Raw genomic sequence first — 18671 nt, 5'->3', positions numbered from 1 at the left:
TTCCCCTTAGTGCGCTAGGTTCAGCCGTTGGTGCTCCAGCTGTTTACTGAAATATTGATGGGCTAGAATCAAGTCTTGCTCCCGGTTGACGGCAGCGAAGGGTTTCAAATATGTGACGCCGTCGACAGTGAGATTTGAAGGGCCGGCTGAGCCGGTCCTTCTGTGCTCAGAAGCGAGCGCCGTGGGAAGTTGACGCCCAGTGGCGTCGAATAGTGACTGGCGGTCGTATTTCTGTAAGATCGGGAATTGTGTTTTGTATATGGTAAGCAACTCTTCTGATGTAATGTCAATCATGACGGCGACGATTGCATCAATCTCAATGAGGGCTTGGCGTCGGTCGGCATCGCTGCGCAGGGGCGTTTCGGGGCGCCACTCAGCTTGTATGTCACTAAGGGGTACGACGGGGGAATGGCTTGCGCAGATATTGGGAACCCATGAGTCCTGCAACCAGGATGGGCGATACAACTCTTCCCATATTGGGGAGTATGCCTGGACGAGACAGTTCAGTCTGAGAGTCCTCAAAATGAGATGTTGGATAAGTGGGTGATCCGTAACAATTGGAAAATGTCGGATCAGGCTTTGCGCAAGATGCGTCTTATTTGCTGTTTTTGCGAGGAAGTCCATAGGTATGGAGGACAACAGACCGACGATTGTCGCTACCATGATATTTTCACTGCCTGGTACTTGCAGTGACAAAATTGCATTAACGTGCGTTGTGCCCGGAGGTAATAGCGCAGGCTGAAGGGCGCGCTCGTTACTCGGCTTGATCCATTCTCTCCATGCAGCGCTAAATTGATCAGATGACGTTGGTTGGAAGAACCTCGATTGAAATAGTTCGCGGCTGTTCTTTCTTGAGTATCTGGTATTTGGTACTGCGTTAACAGGGAGGGACATAAGGTCGATTTTCCTGAAGTTCGGTCCTGTTGGATCAGGGTTAGGTTCAGATGAAAATGGATTGCATGGTGAAATATTCGCAGCCAGGAGTATGGAGTCCTCCCAGTCGCGTGGTTCGATTACGTCAAAATCGAATATTTGATCGCGTCGCGAGGTGGTTTCATTCCATCCACTGTTGAACGCTGGGTCGATGGAATGTATACGAGAAGTTCGTGCCATTTTCTCAATGACAGATGCGCTCTGTTGATTATGGAGGAACTGCATTCTTCCAGAGTGGGGGTCGCTCTCTTGGTCGTCAAATAGTTCTGACCAGGATTGAACTACTGATTCCGATATATGGAATAGGCGGTGGGAGTGTGGGGACAGATCGGGCTTGTTGTCGATATTGGACATTCCGGGAACGGGGCCAGAGCCATCGTGGGTCAAGGATCGTTCGATTGTAGACGGATGGAATATGAAACTTGCAGTCGAGAACGAGATTCTTGTTGGATTTCCGTAAATGCTAACGGAGTATTCTTCTTTTGAGTCAATGTCAAATAGACGTAGTTTGTTTTGAAAGTGCCACATGCGAGTTAAGCGTATGTAACAGGATTTGCGAAATTGGGCCAAGTTTGGTGCTGTAAGATGCGTTGCTGGGTGGACTAGTGCCAGTACACCGTTCTGGTTCTGGTTACGCCATCCAGTTTCAATGAAGCTTCGGTATAGGTCCGGTCTACCGCCATGTCCTATGGGGAAAATCGGCGGTGATGTTAGAAATGATCTGAATGCAGTTGTTTGGATGGCTTCGTTGAGGAAATTATTTAGAACTTCAGGATCGGAGAGGGCTACAGTGCGGCGATGCTCGATTTCCGCCTGTACAGTGTTATTTTGCAGAACCCATGCAGGGTCATATTCTGCGAGCACTCGGGCCTCGTCCCAATCGGGTCTCACCCATGGCGGGTTGCCGACTTGAAGATTGAAGCCCCCCTGAGTGAATATTGGGGAAAAGTCTAGTTCCCAATGAAAGAATCCCTGGGCCTCGGCAACTTCGGCGCTAACCATTAGCCATGGAAAACGGGTCATGGCTTTCTCCATTGGAATGGCTTGCGAGAAAGTGATGTCAGTATCTTCTGCGATTCCGAGCGCGTTCCAGCTCATGTCATTGGAAAGAGTTGTTTGCCCGTATTTCTCGAACTTCCCCGGCTTCAATGTAGTGCCAATAATTGCTTCCAGTCCACCGACCCATTGATCCCAGTCTGGTGGCTCGATATCTGTTGTTAGTGGCCACCACCACATCGCGCACCAGGCATCCATTACCGAACGAAGGCGTTGGTACGCGCTATTGGGGTCGCTTAGTAAAACTTCGATCTCCTCGCGTGTCACAGCGTGGATATGCGGTATGGGCTCTGCTCCCCACAGATGGATATCCCGTCGGATTTCAGACTCCGCAATCGTAAGTCGTCTCAGCGTGAAATCCCACAGCGTCTCAACCCGCTGTGCTAGCGCTGCGAGGCGCTTGACGATTGCCTTGCTAGGAGCCTTGCGGATCTCGTTGCGCCACAGACGCAGTTCTTCACGCTGATCAGGTGCGTACTTCCTGGCCTCCGAGACTTCGATTGCCGCGCCCCAGCCCTCAGAAGGTAGGAGGAAGTGGTGAATGCCGGTGCTGATTTCCTGCCCGAGGTGCACATCCTTAGCCGGCGTCCTAAGCCACTGCCCCTTCGCAAGGAGACTCGGTGCGTACACCGAGCGCCGTGCACCGATCAGTGAATTTCCTCGGCGAAGGTGGAGGCCGAACCATGGTGCTTGCAGGCCGGCGACCATGGTGTCCAACCACAGTGAGATCTCCGCGAGCTCGACAGCGGTCGCGTTGAGGTCGACCCCGTAGACCTGGTGCAGCGCTAGATAGGCCTTCACCTTCTGCAGCTCGATCGGATACTGATCGGCGTCGATCAGCTCGCCAAGGTCTTCCTGCCTGCGCTTGAGATATTCGGCGGCGAGCTGGCGGACCGCCTCGATGGCGAACGCCCCGGAGCCGAGGGCTGGCTCGCAGATGGTGAGATCGAGGATCTGCTCGGGAGTGGTGCGGACGCCGTCCTGGTCGAGCAGCTCCTCCAGGGACTGCGAAACCACGAATCGGGTGAGAACCTCAGGCGTGTAGTACGAGGCCGACTGCTGACGCTCACGGCCGGCGAGGCGATAGACGAAGGTGCCCTTTTCGTGGATGACGGGCTTGTCCTCGCCGGTGGCCTCGTCGACGGTGCGGACAAAGTCGGCGGGGGAGAGGTGTTCGGCACGGGTGGTGGGGACCACCCAGGAACCCTTCTCCGGGTCGCCGTTCTTTGCGACCTCGTATAGGTCCTCCTCGGCGAAGAAGCCGGTGTAGGACATCAGGCCCTCATACACCGCGCCCAGCTGGTTGATGCCGAGCTCTGCGTAGGAGATGAAGCCGCGTTCGCGGTTCCGTGACCCCCGGCCCTTGGATTCTTTGGAAAGCAACAGGTGTTCCAGAACCTGCTGGGTGGCCTCGTTCCCGAGACCAACCTCGTCGATCAGCGCGGTGGATTTGGGGGCGAACAGGTCGGCTCGAAGAGATTGGAACTCCAGGCCCGGCGCGGGGTCATCGACAGCGGCGCCGTCGTTGGTAGTTCGGATTACGGGGGAATGCCCCTTGTCGACCAAACGGAACAGCGTCGACAGCGACTCGTAGAGGTGGGTGCCGGAACGTGCTTGCGCGGACACGAGTTCAGACAAGGTGAGTTCGCGGAGACGGTCTAGGCCGTAACCCTCCTCGTATTCTGCCGCGCCGGAAGGCAGCACCCGCATCTCTGGGGAGGCCTCGGCGTAGAGAAGGAAGAGGATTCGGTAGAGGAATCGTAGGGAGTGCTTGGCGAGATCCTGGCCGTCGATGTCGTCGAGAGACAGTCCCTTCGCGGCCCTGCGGCGGACAACCTCGTTGGCGATAATCTCGATGGACAGCCGGATACCCTCGCGGAGGTCCTTCGATACCCCGACGGTGTGTTTAACAGAATCCTCGAGCGTCTCGGTCCACCAGATATTGCCATCGGCATCGGACATCAGCGCCTGACGGCCGAACATCGCGGCGGCACGGTCGATCTCGCCGCCGCGCGCCTCGTGCCGGCGCTCCGTCACCACGAGTAGATCCATGGCCAGGTATCGGCCCTCGGCCCAGCGCTCAGCCTCTGCCAACATGAGCCATTGGCCGGCTTGGACCACGACGAATGCGGGTGGAGTATCGGACCGGAATGCGGCCGACACGGCCTTCCAAACCGTAGCCATTGGCTTGCCGTCTTCCATGGCGGGGATGAGGAGCTGCCCGGTATCCGGATCCTGCAGGTCTTCGATGGAGGCAACCGGCTGAGCCTGCAGGAAAAGCAAGTTGGCAGATTCGCTGAGCTGGGCATCGCGAATCTCGAGCTCGGATCCGGACCGCTCGGCAGCGTAGGTGCTGAGCTCGCCGGGGAATCCCAGGGCGCTTCGGACCTTAGCGTGGGCGGCGCTTGCTCCGTCGGGGTTCTCGGACAGTCCGGCGAGTGTGGCCTGCAGGTCGCCCGCGGCTGCGAGCAGGTCGCTGCGGACGGTCGAGCGACCGGCCTTGGCCTCGGCGTCCCAGAGCTTGCGGAGGGCAAGCACCCTGCCGTGGAAGGACTCCTTCGTGGAATCCGTGGTGAAGTAGTGCTCGCTGATCCAGTCCTCGCCGATGACGATGGAGTCGAAAGTTGCCACGATTACTGGTCCTTCTCTGAGCCGGCGGTGGAACTGGGAACAATGACGAGGAGCGGTCGCACCAGCTGCTGGGTGGGCGCGAGAGTCTCAGCGAGCCGCTGCTCCTCGGAGATCCGCTGGCCCAGCTTGCTGACCTTTTGCTTCTGGCTCGACGCGAGGTTCATGGAGTCGGCGTCGCGATGCCACTTGCCGGCACGCTCATTCCAATGGGCGAGCCGCGACCTGGCCGAATCCTCTTGGGCGGCCAGGACGAAGCTCATCGACTTGCTCGCCTCCGCGACGGCGGTCGGCACCAGGGCTTGGTAGCGGTCGGTGTCCGGGATCGGGCCGGGGTTTGCGGAGCCGGGCTTGAGGCCGGTGTCGGTGATGAGGAAGCTGAGGTCCTCGATTGGTTCCACCAGACAGAAGGCCGGGTTGTTCGGGTTGGGGAATTCGGCGGTGGAGAAGACCCGTGAGATGAGCTGGCCGCGGCGGTTCATCAGCGTGCCCATCAGCAGGACGGTGGGGGCGTCGACGTCGCCGCGGATCGCGAAAATCTGGTTGCGGCCCAGCGCGCCGAGGGCCCGGTCGCTGGCCCAGTCCAGCACCGGGTGCAGCGGGCCGAGGAAGTGTGCCTCGGGCCAGGTGGTGCCGTTGACTCCCTTGCCCTGCCGGGCCGCCTGGAGCTGGGCGTTGCCTACCTGCGCGGTGGTCGCGAGCTTGAGGTTCTCGAGGACCTTTCCGTGTTGCAGGTAGTTCTGCGGCAGCTTGTCCAGGCGCTGGCGGAGGTCCTTCGGCGGGGTCAGCTCGGCGATCGCATGGTTGGGGTGCACCGTCCAGCCGACGCCGCCCTGAGCCAAGGACGCGTGGGGCACGTCGTGGAATGCGGCGCGCAGGGCCTCGTCGAGGAAGGAGATGTCGTCGGGGTAGAGGCTTTGGCGGGGGGACTCCGGCAACGCGGCGGTCGCGGTGTCCGGGGCAGCGTCGAACTCGGCGAAGAACGCGTCCAAATCATCGCCGCCCGCGACCTCGTCGATGGTCCGGACCTCATCCTCCAAGCTGCTGCGCCGGGCGAGGACATCGCGGATCGCGGACTCCTCCTCGCCCACACTGTGCTTGCCCATTAGCGACGCGACGTCACCGAGTGTGGAGTGCGCTTGGTTCTCGCGCTCGAGGAGGCGGGAGAGCACTCGCAGGTCGCCGGAGAAGTCCGCGTCGGACGGCTCGAGGATCAGGGAGGAGATCACCGGGGGGAACTTCTGCCCGTACCGGTCGATGCGGCCGTTGCGCTGTTCGATCCGGATCAGGCTCCACGGGATGTCGTAGTGGATGAGGTGGTGGCACTGTGCGTGCAGGTTCACACCCTCGGACGCGACATCGCCGGTGACGAGCACGCGGATGGGGGAGGTCTCCAGCTTGAAGCTGTCGACGATCTCCTGCTGCTCCACATCGGAGAGCCCGCCGTGGAGCATCGCGACGTTCTCGGGCTTGAGCTTGAGCTGCTTCGGCAGATTCTCCTGCAGCCATTTGAGCGTCGCTACCCGCTCGCCGAACACGACTGCGCGCATCGTGGATTTGGGGCCGACGCCGATCTCGCGGAGCAGATCCACCAGCGCGGTGTATTTTCCGGCGGGCTGGGCGAGGGCCGTCGCATTGAGGCCGTCGAGTGTCTTAAGCGCGGCGAGCTCGATGCGCTGGTCGGCATCATTCGCGTCGAGCTTGGACTGGCGTTGCTTGATCGACTCGGCCAGGGCGGCGGGGGAGGACAAGTACGCCTTTGCGAGGGTCCAGGGGAATAGGCGGTCTGCCTTGCCGGAGTACGGGGTCTTGCCGTGTTGGGGGTGCAGCCACACCTGGGAGAGCTCGGCCGCGACTGCGTCCTCTGCGGTCGAGGGGGTGACGAGTCTGTGCACGGGCTCGGCGCGTTCGGCCCAGTCTCCGCCGACCTCTGCTGCTACCTCGGGGTGGTGGCGGTGCCGGCGGATCAGCAGGGACGCGACATCTTCTTTCGTGAAGGTGCCGTCGGCAGCGACCACGGTGGGATCAAGAAGGCGCAGCAGTTCCGCGAAGGACTCCTCTTTGCCGTTGTGCGGCGTGGCGGAGGCGAGGATCAGCGCCTCGGTGTTCGGCGCGAGGATGCGGGCCAGCTCGTTGTTGAGGGTGCCGACATTGGTGAGGTTGTGCGACTCGTCGATCACCACCGCGTCCCAATGCTGGCGTGCGAGGTGCGCCTTATAGCGGGGGCTCTTGAGCGTGTCGATCGAGATGATCGCCCGTTTGTAATAGGTGAACGGGTTGCGGGTGGCCGGCAGCTTCTGGCGGACCTTCTGGATGCCGGCGGAGTCGAGGCGCACGAAGGGCAGGGCGAAGCGGCACCACAGCTCGTGCTGCATCTGCTCGAGCACGTGCTTCGGGGTGACGACGAGGATCCGCTCACCGCGCCCGCGCCGTACCAGCTCGGACAGGATCATCCCGATCTCAAGGGTCTTGCCCAGGCCCACCGCGTCGGCCAGCAGGATGCGCGGGCGGATGTGCTGGGGGTCAAGGGCTTTCGCGACGGCCGCGCGCTGGTAGGCCAGAGAATCGGCCAGCATGTGCGTGGAGACCGTCAGCGACTGGTCGCCATAAGGGACGGGGGTCTTGCGGGTGAGAGCTTCGAGCCACAGACGGGAATCGCGATAGCCGGGGGATCCGTCGGCAAGCACCCTCGTCTTCGCGGGGTCCTGAACCTCGATGGCATCGAGGCTGGAGTAGAACGTGGCGGTGGTGTCGGCGACTAGCTCGCTGAGCCCGCGTACCCGCAGGAGCCAGCCGTCGGAGCCGTGCTCGGCCGAGGTGACGAGCCATTCCTCGTCGCGGATGACGACGATCGAGCCGGGCGCGACGTTGAGGTCGGGCGATTCGACGGTGGTCATGGCGGTGGCAGCTCCTGCGGTTCGATGGTCCGGCATACCAACCTAGTGTGCGGCTCAATGGTGATGTGACAGAACCCTGGTCCTTTAATTGTCGGTGAGCTGTGGCACAGTCGTGCCAACTTGGGTCAGCGATCAAAAGGGGAAATGGTGGCTCGGAGCTATCTGCGAGATCAGGCGAGCGATGAGGAGTATCGCCTCGGCCGCATGCTGGACAAGGCGGACTTGTTTTTTGAGCTGAACCTCGACGAGGACGACATCAGCCGCACGCAAGATCTGTACGCGCGGGTCGCTGCGCTATTCGTGCGGGTGCATGGGCCGGCGGGGCTGATCAGGAAGTACCCTGCGCTGACCTTGACTACGCTGATCGGGCACGCGGGCCTGGCCTACGAGCAGGGCCGGTTCTGGGAGAGCTTCTGGGACGAGCTGGACACGGCCCGCGATACGGAATTCGAGAACACTCTCCGCCAGTCCTTGTCCGGGATGCTGCAGCGCTTCGGGCTGCGCCAGTTCCCGGAGATCGACGGCAGCTACGTCCGTGTGATGACGATGCACGCCGGCATCCCGGTGCACTGCCTGGGCGACCTCGTCGACGTCATCGAGGAACACCTGCTGCAAGGCCGAGATGCGACAGCCGCCTCGCTGTTGGAGTGGCTGACAGAGCCCGGCATGGAATACCGCCTGAACCGCCTCGACGTGCCCGTGCGGAACTTCCTGCAGCTCGGTGGCGAGATCGCCGTCGACGTTCTCGACCGGATCATCGAGTTCCTCCACTTCACCGCTGACCAACCGGAGGTGTGGAACAACCTCGAGCTCGATACATCCACCACCGGTCTGCCGACCTTGATTCTCGAGGGGCTGATCGATCGGCTGCAGGAACGGCCGCTTGGGCAGGCGGCGGACAAGCCGCATAGGGCAGCTCGCCGGCGCAACCCGGGCGTCGTCTACTCGTTGTCTGACGACCAGGTGATGGTGGGCGTGCCATACCCCGACTCCTCGCCCGCTATGCCGTGGAAGGTCTCTTTCGACGGCGACACCCGCGAGGTGTACGCGGAGCGCGGTTGGGGCGTGGACGAGGACGGCGAGCACCCCCTGACCCTGGTCAGCGTGACGACTCCGGCGCGCGAGGTGCACCTGCGCCACGATGCGTCGGGAGCCCAGCACCAGATTCCACTGGTGGATAAAAGGGATCCGCTCCTGATCTTCAACCCAGACGGTCGGCCGATCCAGCGGCAGACCACACTGCCCCGCGGGGTCGTTCTCGCGGTGTATCCGCATGACGCCGAAGTGGTCGACGGGATGTCGAACGCGCCCGTCGAGACCTTGGACGACGCCCGCGCGCCGTCGGGTTGGCGGGGCTGGAGAGCGGTGAGCATCGACCTGAGCGAGCATGCGTCCGTGCGGCTCCGGCGCTCAGGCAGCCCAGTGGGCCCGGCCCGCACTGTCAGGGCGGCCGGCGCTCCTCGGTACGAGAATGCCGAACCTGTCGAGGGACTCAAGACAAGCAATGGGCTGTCGGTGTACTCCGAGCGTCCGACCATCACCCTCCCCGCGAACCCCGGAGGATCGCCACAGTCGTGGCACATCCGGGCCCGCCGTGCTGGAGCGCAGCGATGGTTGGTGGACGAGGAGTGGGAATCGGACACGGAGAACACCTATGTGGACCCCTTCGAGGGCGTGGCGGCCGGGCTCCTGGGCTCATTCGAGGTCGTCGTGGGCGGCTCGCTGGAGTTTGACCTGCGTCAAACTCTGTTTCTTGCGGAGGGCGTCAAGGTTAACCACGGCGTCGAGTTCCGTCGGCCTGTCGCCGGGGGTTTGTCCACGAGCATCAGCGCTATCACGTGCCTTCGGCCGCTAACGGCAGACCACGCAACGGTGTCGTTCGGCCTCGGCGTCCGAGAGAGCCAGATCCGCCTCGGTGACGGTGAGCGGGCATTCAAACTGGTGCTCCGCCCGCCGTACTTCGAGTCTCGGATCGATCCGTTCGGTGCCCCTGCGCAGTGGCGAACCACGGCCCAGGTGATCGCGCCCTCCGATCTCGAGGCGCATGGCATGATCGCCGCCCGTATCCCGGGGGACGTCGAGGTCTCATTTGCCCTACGAGACCTGTCCGGAGAGGTCCTGCACGAGGAGGTGCCGGAGGTTCCCAGGGACAACCTCTTCCAGTTGTCCACTAGAACTTTTGTGGACACAGCGCGCACCGCGGGGGTCTGCCAATTGGTCGCGCTGATCGATGACTTGGACGGGCGCACCCAGTCGGTGGTGATCGCCCATGTGCGGCCAGCGCGACTGTGCTCCGGAGTCCACATCGACGACGGGCGGCTGGTGTTTGCGGACCTGGCGGATGAGGCTGACCTCGCGGCGTTCGTGTGGATGTCGACCGCGCCCTGGATTCCTGTTCGGTCCCTCACCATCACCGGTGGGAGCGCGGAGCTGCCGGAGGATCTGCGTGACAGCGGGCAGTTGATCGTCCAGGTGTTTGTAGACGACCCCTGGGTGACCATCACCCGCCCGCGGCGTCCGGATTGGTCGGCTTTCCGCGTCGAGCAACAGGGCTGGGTGAGGGACGAGGACCTCGCCCGCGAAAACCTGTCGCGGTTCTTGGCGGGCGAGTCCAGCGCGCCCACCTCGGGAGGCGCGATGGACGCGGTGTGGTCGGCGCTGGCCGTATTGCCCGCGTCAGGGCACGACGACAGTGACAACAGCCAGCGTCGGGCGCTGGTGCGGATCCTCAGCATCCATCCGCGGTCCGCGTTGGAGGCGTTGGGGGACAGCACGATTCCCTCAGAGGAGCTGCCGGCCATGCTAGTTCGCACGGGGCTCGCCCGCAGCGGCTTCTCCGCCGACTTCACGGAAAACGATTTGCACCCGAACCCTTGGGTGGGCTGCCTGGTCGAGCTGTCAGACCTGAACTCGCTGAACAAGCGCCGGGACGAGGTTGCGGAGGAGCGCGAGGCGACGCTGGCATACCTGAAGAATCAGGGCGGCCAGATGCTGCTGGACTTGCTGGCAGGCAAGTCGCGAGATGCGAGTGTCGGTGTGTTCGAGCGGGACACCCAGATTCTGGATGCGAAATCGCCCGCGGATGTGGACGAGATCTTCGAGTATTGCCGGCTGGTTCCCGGGGCGCTGCTGGACCCTGACACGCGTATGGGTTCGACTATCGAGGCTTTCCACGCGAGAAGGGAATGGCTGAGCGAGCCGGTATCTCGCGGGCTCAGCTTCGAGGTCCAAAGGGCGCTGCCCGCGGTCAAGCGAGTCGCGCCGCTGGTGTACGACGCCATCCGTGCTCGAAACGAGGTGCTTGATGGGGCTGACACGACTGCGAACCCGTGGCTGCTTCTGTCCATGCAATCGCTGACGCTGGCGGCTCTGGCGAGGCTGGAGGCGCGTGGTGCATTTAATCGCCCGATGATGAACACCCCCATGACCGATGGCTGGATTCGGATGGCGGAGATGTTCCCGTCGATGGTGACGACAGACTTATTGATTGCCGATGCTTTGGCGAGCTATGTGCGCCACGGCGACCTGATCGGAGACTGGGAATGATTGATCGGCTTGACCCACTCGAGGCCTCCGCCGGTATTGAGGCCAGCTACAAGAGGTACCTCAAGACGATGGTGGCGCCCCGAGACCCTGCACTTGCCAAGGCATTCGACGCTGCTGTCGACGGCACTACGCTCCTCACCAAGGGGCCCCTGCTGGAACTGACACCGCCATACGCCGCGGGGGCGTCTCTGTCAGACCTCGTTCACGAGGGTGTGCTGCACCCTGACTTCCCGGAGTTGGAGAGCAAGGCGGTGCCGATGGAACGCCCGCTGTACAAGCACCAGGAGACCGCGATCCGCAAGGTGGTCGCAGGGCGCAATCTCGTCGTCAGCACCGGCACCGGATCAGGAAAGACGGAGAGCTTCCTGCTGCCGATTTTGAACTCCCTGCTCGCCGAGCGGGCCGCCGGAACCCTCGGTCCCGGGGTGCGGGCGCTGCTCCTCTACCCGATGAACGCGCTCGCGAACGACCAGCTCAAGAGGCTGCGCACGATGCTCGAGGGAATGCCGGACATTACCTTCGGCCGGTACACCGGCGAGACCAAGGAACATCAGAAGGACGCGGAATCCACCTTCCGGGCGATGAACCCAGGGGTGAAGCCTCTGCCCAACGAGCTGCTCAGCCGGCAGCAGATGAGGGCCTCGCCGCCGCACATTCTGCTGACGAACTACGCCATGCTCGAGTATCTCCTGCTGCGCCCGGCCGACCTCGACCTGTTCGACGGCGATCACACAGGGACCTGGAAGTTCATCGCACTGGACGAGGCCCACGTATATGACGGTGCGCAGGGCTCGGAGGTGGCGTTGCTGCTGCGTCGGCTGCGTGAGCGCGTCGCGCGCGGCCGTCAGCTGCAGTGCATCGCGACGTCCGCGTCGCTCACCGGCAAGAGCGAGGCCACGCAGGGGGCCGAGGCGACGACGTTCGCGCGCAAGCTTTTCGACGTCCCGTTTGAGTTCGAGGCGGATGACGATAGCCGCCAGGACCTGGTGACCGCCACCCGCCAACCGCGTCGCGACGAGCCGACCTGGCGGATCGAGGACGATGCCCTCATCGAGCTCGCCGCGGCCGACGCGGACCTGGCCCGTCTGAGCGCGCACTCTGACAGCGGTGACTTCGCGGACGCCCTGCACGGTGAGCAGCGGATCGCCGACCTCAAGGCGATCGTCTCACGGGGCCCGGCCGAGGTCCGGGCCCTGGCGTCGGCATTGTGGCCTGACGACGCCAATGCCAGCGTCAAGCTGGAGGCGCTCGTAGCACTCGGCTCGAAAGTCAGTGATGCGAGCAAGAACCCGGTGCTCTCGGCCCGGTACCACATGTTTGTGCGCGCCACGGAGGGCGCGTACGTCAGCTTCACCGAGTCCGAGCCGCGGGTGTACCTCGGCAGGCACGAGGTCGATCCCGAGACCGGGGCCGCGGTATTCGAGTTCGGCACGTGCCAACGTTGCGGTGCGGTCCACCTCGCCGGCGACGTGACCGTGCACGAGGGCCGCCAGTACTTCAAGCCGGCGAAGACCGACAAGTCGGTCCGCTGGCTCGTGCTGACAGATTCGACCGAGTCCAGCCTCGTCGACGAGGACGAGGTGACCCTCTCCGAGGACGCTGAGGTCGACGAGGCGGGAGGCCTGCGGAGCCTCTGCGCCGGATGTGGATGCCTCAACTCCCTTGGCGGCACGTGCGGGAACGTGACATGCCCGGGCGGGCCGATGCTCACGGTCCGAGAGCACAGAGCCCCCACGCGGGTGATGAGCAAGTGCACGGAATGCGGGGCCAGGTCCCGTCAGGTGATCCGGCGGCTGCGGACCGACACGAACGCCGCGCCCGCGGTCATCACCACAGCGCTCTACCAGCACTTGCCACCGGCCGCGGATGAGACAGTCGAGCAGGTGGGTGAGGGCCGCAAGCTGCTCATGTTCTCCGACTCGCGGCAGGCGGCGGCTTTCGCGGCCCCGTATCTTGAGCGCACCTACGGCCGGATGCTTGAGCGCCGGTATCTGACCCAAGCCCTGCTTGATCCTCGGAACCAGGGCGAGGAGCTGTCGGTAGAGGACCTCGCGGACGACACCAGGAAGAAGGCCTCGCAGGCCAGGCACTTCGAGGAGCGGGCAACCCGGCGTACAGAGCTCCGTGTTGTAAACCCATGGGTGATGGCTGAGCTGATGACGATGGACCAGCGGCAGTCCCTCGAGGGGCTCGGCCTGATGCGAGTGTCGATATACCGTTCCAAGAAGACAGAGCTGCCACGCGGGTTCCAGCAGATCGGCCTCACCGAGGACGAGGGTTGGGGGCTGCTGGAGGAGCTACTCAAGTCGATTCGCCTGCAGGGAGCGATGACCCTGCTGGACGACGTCGACATCAAGCAGACGATCTTCGAGCCACGCAACACCCAGATCCGTGTTCGCTCGATGGGCTCGGACCAGAAACGCCGGATTATCTCGTGGCTCCCTGGTGGACGCGCCGGCACGACGAACAGTCGAATCCTGTTCGTGCGCAAGGTGCTTGCCTCGTTGGGATCGGAGGTCCCTGCGGAGAAGGTCCTGGACGCCTCCTGGCAGTTCCTGCTAGGGGAGGGCTACGTGAAGCTGTCAGCAGACAAGGTGTCGGGAGACATCTATCAGGTGGACCACGAGCAGCTGCGGGTGAGCTCGGGCATCGACTCGCACTGGTTCCAATGCACCGCTTGCCGGCGGCTCTGCGCCAACAGCGTCCAGTCGCAGTGCCCGTATGGCGCGTGTGATGGGACATTGGTCCATTTCGAGATCCCCTCGCTCGAGTCGGACGCCAACCACTATCGCTCGGTTTACCGAACGCTGAACGCCGCCCCGATGTCCGCGGAGGAGCACACAGCGCAGTGGGCGGCCAGCCACGCGGCGGAGGTCCAGCGCAAGTTCATTGCCGGGGAGGTCAATGTGCTCTCTTGCACAACAACATTCGAACTCGGTGTCGATGTGGGTGACCTGCAGTCAGTGGTGCTGCGGAACATGCCGCCGAAGACCGCGAACTATGTCCAGCGCGCCGGCCGGGCCGGACGGCGCGCAGGGGCTGCCGCACTGGTGCTGACCTATGCCAAGCGCAGCTCGCATGATCTGTCTAAGTACCAGAATCCGGAGTCGATGATCGCGGGGGAGATGCGCATCCCCTGGATCCCCATCGACAATGAGCGAATCGGCCGCAGGCACGCCCATTCCGTGGCGCTGTCGGCGTATTTCCGGCACCGGTTCGAGAAGGATGAATTGATCTGGCGCTACGGCGGAGAGTTCTTTTCGCCAGGTGAGGATGGACAGGACTCGCCCGCCTCCCAGGTGCGGCAGTTCCTCACCCCCGTGCCCGCCGGTATCCACGACGCGCTCGTGGAGGTCCTGCCGGCGCATGTCGCTGAGGCGATTGGCCTGGAATCTGGTGCGTGGGTGGACCGGCTATGCGAGCTGCTGGCCATCGCAGAGACCGACTTGCGCAACGACATCGACACGTTCGTGGGGCTCATCGAGGAAGCCAAGGCCGAGGAGAAGCTCGCACTGGGCGGACGTCTGCAGAAGACCCTGAAGACCATCCGAGAGCGGCAGCTGCTCGGCTATCTTGCGAACAAGAACATTCTGCCGAAGTACGGCTTCCCCGTCGATACCGTCGAGCTTCGAACCATGCACTGCGAGGCGGATGTCGGCGCCAGGCTTGAGCTGTCCCGAGACTTGAGCCAGGCCATTTTCGACTACGCGCCGGGCAACCAGGTGGTTGCCGGGGGCAAACTGTGGACCTCCCGCGGACTCCACAAGCTGCCGAAGCGCGAGCTGCCGGAGCTGAAGTACCGAGTGTGCCGCGAGTGCAACCAGTTCGAGTGCGGTCATGAGCTCGACGCCGACGCGCTGTGTCCTAGTTGCCACGTGGAGTTTGGCAGGATCCGCACCTTCGTCGTCCCAGAGTTTGGGTTCGTTGCCGATCGTAAGGTTGACGATGTGAAGGCTGAGCCGCCACAGCGCCTTTGGGGCGGGGCCAGCTACGTCGAGAACGTGGGCGACGTGGTGGACGTCTTCGAATGGCAGTCGACAGGCGGCGTCGAGGTGACAGCGCGCGCCGGCACCCGGGCTCGGATGGCCGTCGTCTCGGAGGGTATGGGAGGCGGCTTCCATCTGTGCGGCTGGTGCGGTTGGGCGGCGGCATCGACCGGCAAGCCGATGAAGTCAGGCCATCAGCGCCCCACCACCGGAGCTCCATGCGAGGGCCGCCCGCAGATTGTGTCTCTGGCGCACCGCTATGAGACGGACGTCGCCGAGTTCACCTTCGGAGACATGGGCTACGACAAGGAGTCTGAATCGCGGTGGCTCTCTGTCCTCTACGCGCTCTTGGAAGGGGCGTCGGAGGCGCTGGAGATCAGCCGTGACGATATCGACGGAACCCTGTCCTGGAGCGGCGATGGAAAGCGCAGCATCGTGCTGTTCGACACCGTTCCCGGTGGGGCCGGTGCCGCGAAGAAGATCGCCGAGAGTTTGGCGACCGTCCTCCAATTCGCCGTGGACCGCGTCAGCCGCTGCGACTGCGGTGAGGAGACATCCTGCTACGGATGCCTGCGCTCCTTCCGCAACGATCGCCACCACGACAAGCTGACTCGAGAGGGTGCGCTGGCGATCTTCAAACAGCTCAAGGTGGAAGGTGCGGCCAGTGCGGATGGGACCTCCGTCGATCGGCCGTGGGGAGTGACTCTGGTGCATACCCCAGAGTCGGTCGTGGAGCTACTCGTCGCGCTGGAGCTGCGGGGTGTGGCCAAGCCAGACATCGGTGTCGATCTCGGCAAGCACTACTGGCCGGTCGAAGCCGTGTGGACTGATTCGAAGGTCGTTCTGGTGGAGGGGGAGGACCCGGATCGCGACGATGGACTATCGGACGGTGGTTACACGGTGGTTCAGGCCGGTGAGGTGGAGGCTTCTCAGCTCGTGGCGATGTTGGTGTGACCGTGACCCCGTGACGCATCGCGTCACGGGGTCCGTTGATCGGTGATCAGTCGGCTCGGCGGTGACGCCCATTCGTCCGAGTGCTGGAAGCGGGCGAATGGGCAGTTGTGGGTTGGGCCGCCGCGAGGCTTGGGAACGTCTCGTAGAGAACCTCGATCAACTGCGAGGCCATTGCCACGTCGAGCTGGATGGACTGGCTGCTCTTCGGCGCAGACCTTCGGTGGTCGGATCCGAAGGTCGACAGATGCAGCAGGGTTTCACCGGTGGCATCGGTCACAGTGTTGAAGAAGCAATCCACCTCAGAGTCGTGAGCGCGAATTGACTGGATACCGGGGGCAATTGAACGGATTCGGGCCATAGATTCAGATCATACTGGATAGCATCATGGTGAATCTTCTGACTGTCGTCGATAGTCATTCAAGAAGGCAGAATATGGCGCGGATGGTCACTGTTCCGCTACGGCCTATTAGCAGGAGGAAGAGATGAAGGATTATATTTACCGAGCACTAGAGAACCATCCGCTAATGGATGTGCATCAAATTATGCAGAAACTGCCAATGGAGTTCCGTGACCAAGCGAAGGTTAATGCAGAGATTTATTACAATAGTGACCTTTTTGCTCAATTTTATATTACCAATTCGCGCAGACCGAGATGGGCAACAAAGGCGTATTCGGTGAATTTTGTTGAAAACTCTGATAATGGTCAATTGGGCCGTGTTAATTACTCGCATTTTTGGGATTATATCGAAGAAGGTGAGGATATTTCATATTTGGGTCCAGAGCTTCGAGAATGGCAGTCTGAAGCGCTGGAGAAGTGGGGCAATGGGGGCTACCGTGCAATTGTGGAGGCGGTAACTGGGGCGGGGAAGACGGGGCTCGCTGTCGTGGCCGCCTACCAGGCGATTGAGGAAGGCTTCAATGTCCTAGTTGTGGTACCGGGAACACCATTGATGCGGCAGTGGTATGACGTTTTGAACGAACAGCTGGACGCGGTAGTTGTTGGGCTTGTTGGTGACGGCAAGAATGGCACTTTTCACGACTGTCATGTGCTGGTGTCAACAATTCAGTCTATCAATAACATTGATCTGGGAGGGCCAGACGCCAAGTATCTGCTGATAGCGGATGAGGTTCACGGCTACGGCTCACCTGTTTGGTCAACCTGGTTGCCGCCTCGCTGTTCGCGACGGCTTGGCCTCACGGCAACTCTGGAGCGAAGCGACGATGGCGTAAATAGTCGATTGATTCCTTACTTTGGGGAAAGTTTCGTCGGATGTGATTATCCACGTGCCTACCGAGACGGACTGCTAGCGGATGTGTACGTGGCACTTGTTCCTGTGGACTTGCAACCGGATGAGCGAGTGCAGTACGACCAACACTCCAAACAGGTTTCCAGGCTGCAGCATCAACTTGAGGAATTTCATGGACTAGATAGTAGCGATTACGGTGAATTCATGGCTAACGTGGAGATGCTAAAGAGGTCTGGCAATCGTGATGAATCAATTGCTGCATCGCGGTATCTTAACGCTGTGAATAAGAGGCGTGAACTGCTTAGCGGTTGCATTGGTAAGGTGGAGGCTGTGACGGTGTTTGGAAAAGCGTTGCAGCACTCTAACGCCGCGCTTGTATTCACCGGGACTAAGGCCATGGCAAAGGTTTCCTGTCAGGCATTGATATCGGTCGGTGTTAGGGCTCAGTCTATCGATTCAGACGTCGAGAAAAATTTACGACCAGAAATCCTATCTGGTTTGACCGATGGCTCCATAAAGGCGGTTTGCGCTCCTCTGGTATTGGACCAAGGGATTGATGTACCGAATGTTGACATGGGTTTGGTTTTATCTGCTAGTCGCACTAGGAGGCAGATGATCCAACGAATTGGAAGAATTATTCGATTAAAAGAAGACGGGCGAGCTGGAATTTTCACCATTTGTTATGTTCGCAACTCAGTCGAGGATCCGAAAGTGGGTGTACATGCGAAATTCTTGAGCGAGATACAGGACGTTGCATTGGAGGTGTGTGATGTCGAGATGGATAGATTTGAAGAAACAGTTAGACATTGGAGGAGATAAGTAGGGGTCTTAGCTCTGGTGGTGTGCCGAAATAATGCAGGGATGGCATTCTCTTTTCCTGCGTATTCGGCCTCGTGAAATGACGTGCGTGTCTTTCATGCGCTCGGGATAGGGAATGGCCAGATGGGACGTCTGGCTGGAGATATTGGACCTGAGGGGCGCGTCTGCGTGGCAAGCGTGATGAACCCGGCCACGGCGCTACCGCTCATGATGTCCCTCGGCGATGGGTAGTCGGGCGTCGGCATTGAACTGGGCTTCGTCACAAACGACAAGAAGATCGAGGTGTTCAACATCATCGGGGAGATCGTCTGCAGTGAGGTCGCCCGGAGCGCGTCGGCCCCTCTCGGACCTGAGTTAGGACATTCTGCTTAGTATCCCGTTTCGGCCCGAAGTCGGTCCAAAATCTCGCGTTCAGTCGGCGGGATCTGTGGCGGGAACTCCTGTGTGACGCCGTTGATGACGATGGTCGCGTGTCGCAGCGGCCGCAGTTGTTTGACGACCTTGCCGATCGCCAGACCCGTGTCCTGTTGGACGCGCCTTGCGACGGCGAGCGCCGCGAACACGATCGTCAGATGCGCCTCGATCGCATCCCGCCGCCTGTGAAA

The 18671-nt window shown here is 61.6% G+C and carries 6 protein-coding genes and 1 pseudogene; 3 read left to right on the top strand and 4 right to left on the bottom strand.

The window, feature by feature from the left end:
- Positions 1-6 precede the first annotated feature (6 nt).
- Together TBIF_RS10625 and TBIF_RS10620 are read right to left on the bottom strand one after the other, a co-directional pair.
- Entirely contained in the window at positions 7-4620 is a 4614-nt protein-coding gene (locus tag TBIF_RS10625; RefSeq protein WP_024794786.1) for an Eco57I restriction-modification methylase domain-containing protein, read from the bottom strand.
- A gap of 2 nt (positions 4621-4622) precedes the next feature.
- Positions 4623-7514: a helicase-related protein gene (locus TBIF_RS10620; RefSeq protein WP_024794785.1), complete on the bottom strand. Its 2892-nt coding sequence runs from the start codon at positions 7512-7514 to the stop codon at positions 4623-4625.
- A 144-nt stretch (positions 7515-7658) separates the two neighbouring features.
- Here TBIF_RS10620 and TBIF_RS10615 point away from each other — a divergent pair, with 144 nt between their 5' ends.
- A complete protein-coding gene (locus TBIF_RS10615) occupies positions 7659-11060 on the top strand; it encodes a hypothetical protein (protein ID WP_024794784.1) in 3402 nt (1133 codons plus the stop codon).
- Positions 11057-16000 carry a DEAD/DEAH box helicase gene (locus TBIF_RS10610; protein WP_024794783.1) on the top strand — a complete coding sequence of 1648 codons (4944 nt, stop codon included), beginning with the start codon at positions 11057-11059 and terminating at the stop codon, positions 15998-16000. Before TBIF_RS10615 ends, TBIF_RS10610 begins: the two co-directional genes overlap by 4 nt.
- 46 nt (positions 16001-16046) lie before the next feature.
- On the opposite strand, the gene TBIF_RS23420 is transcribed toward TBIF_RS10610, so the two are convergent.
- Complete coding sequence (locus TBIF_RS23420) at positions 16047-16358, bottom strand: hypothetical protein (protein WP_024794782.1); 312 nt, start codon at positions 16356-16358, stop codon at positions 16047-16049.
- Between the two features lie 124 nt (positions 16359-16482).
- Here TBIF_RS23420 and TBIF_RS24935 point away from each other — a divergent pair, with 124 nt between their 5' ends.
- Positions 16483-18066: a DEAD/DEAH box helicase gene (locus TBIF_RS24935; protein WP_084611652.1), complete on the top strand. Its 1584-nt coding sequence runs from the start codon at positions 16483-16485 to the stop codon at positions 18064-18066.
- A 368-nt stretch (positions 18067-18434) separates the two neighbouring features.
- Here the strand turns inward: TBIF_RS24935 and TBIF_RS10595 are convergent.
- Positions 18435-18671 (bottom strand): annotated as a pseudogene (locus TBIF_RS10595) (IS1634 family transposase); the annotation flags it as partial.

This window comes from Tomitella biformata AHU 1821 (assembly GCF_000524475.1).
Classification (GTDB): domain Bacteria; phylum Actinomycetota; class Actinomycetes; order Mycobacteriales; family Mycobacteriaceae; genus Tomitella; species Tomitella biformata.
The sequence above is the reverse complement of the archived record's forward strand: the minus strand, read 5'-3'. Positions and strand labels throughout refer to the sequence as shown.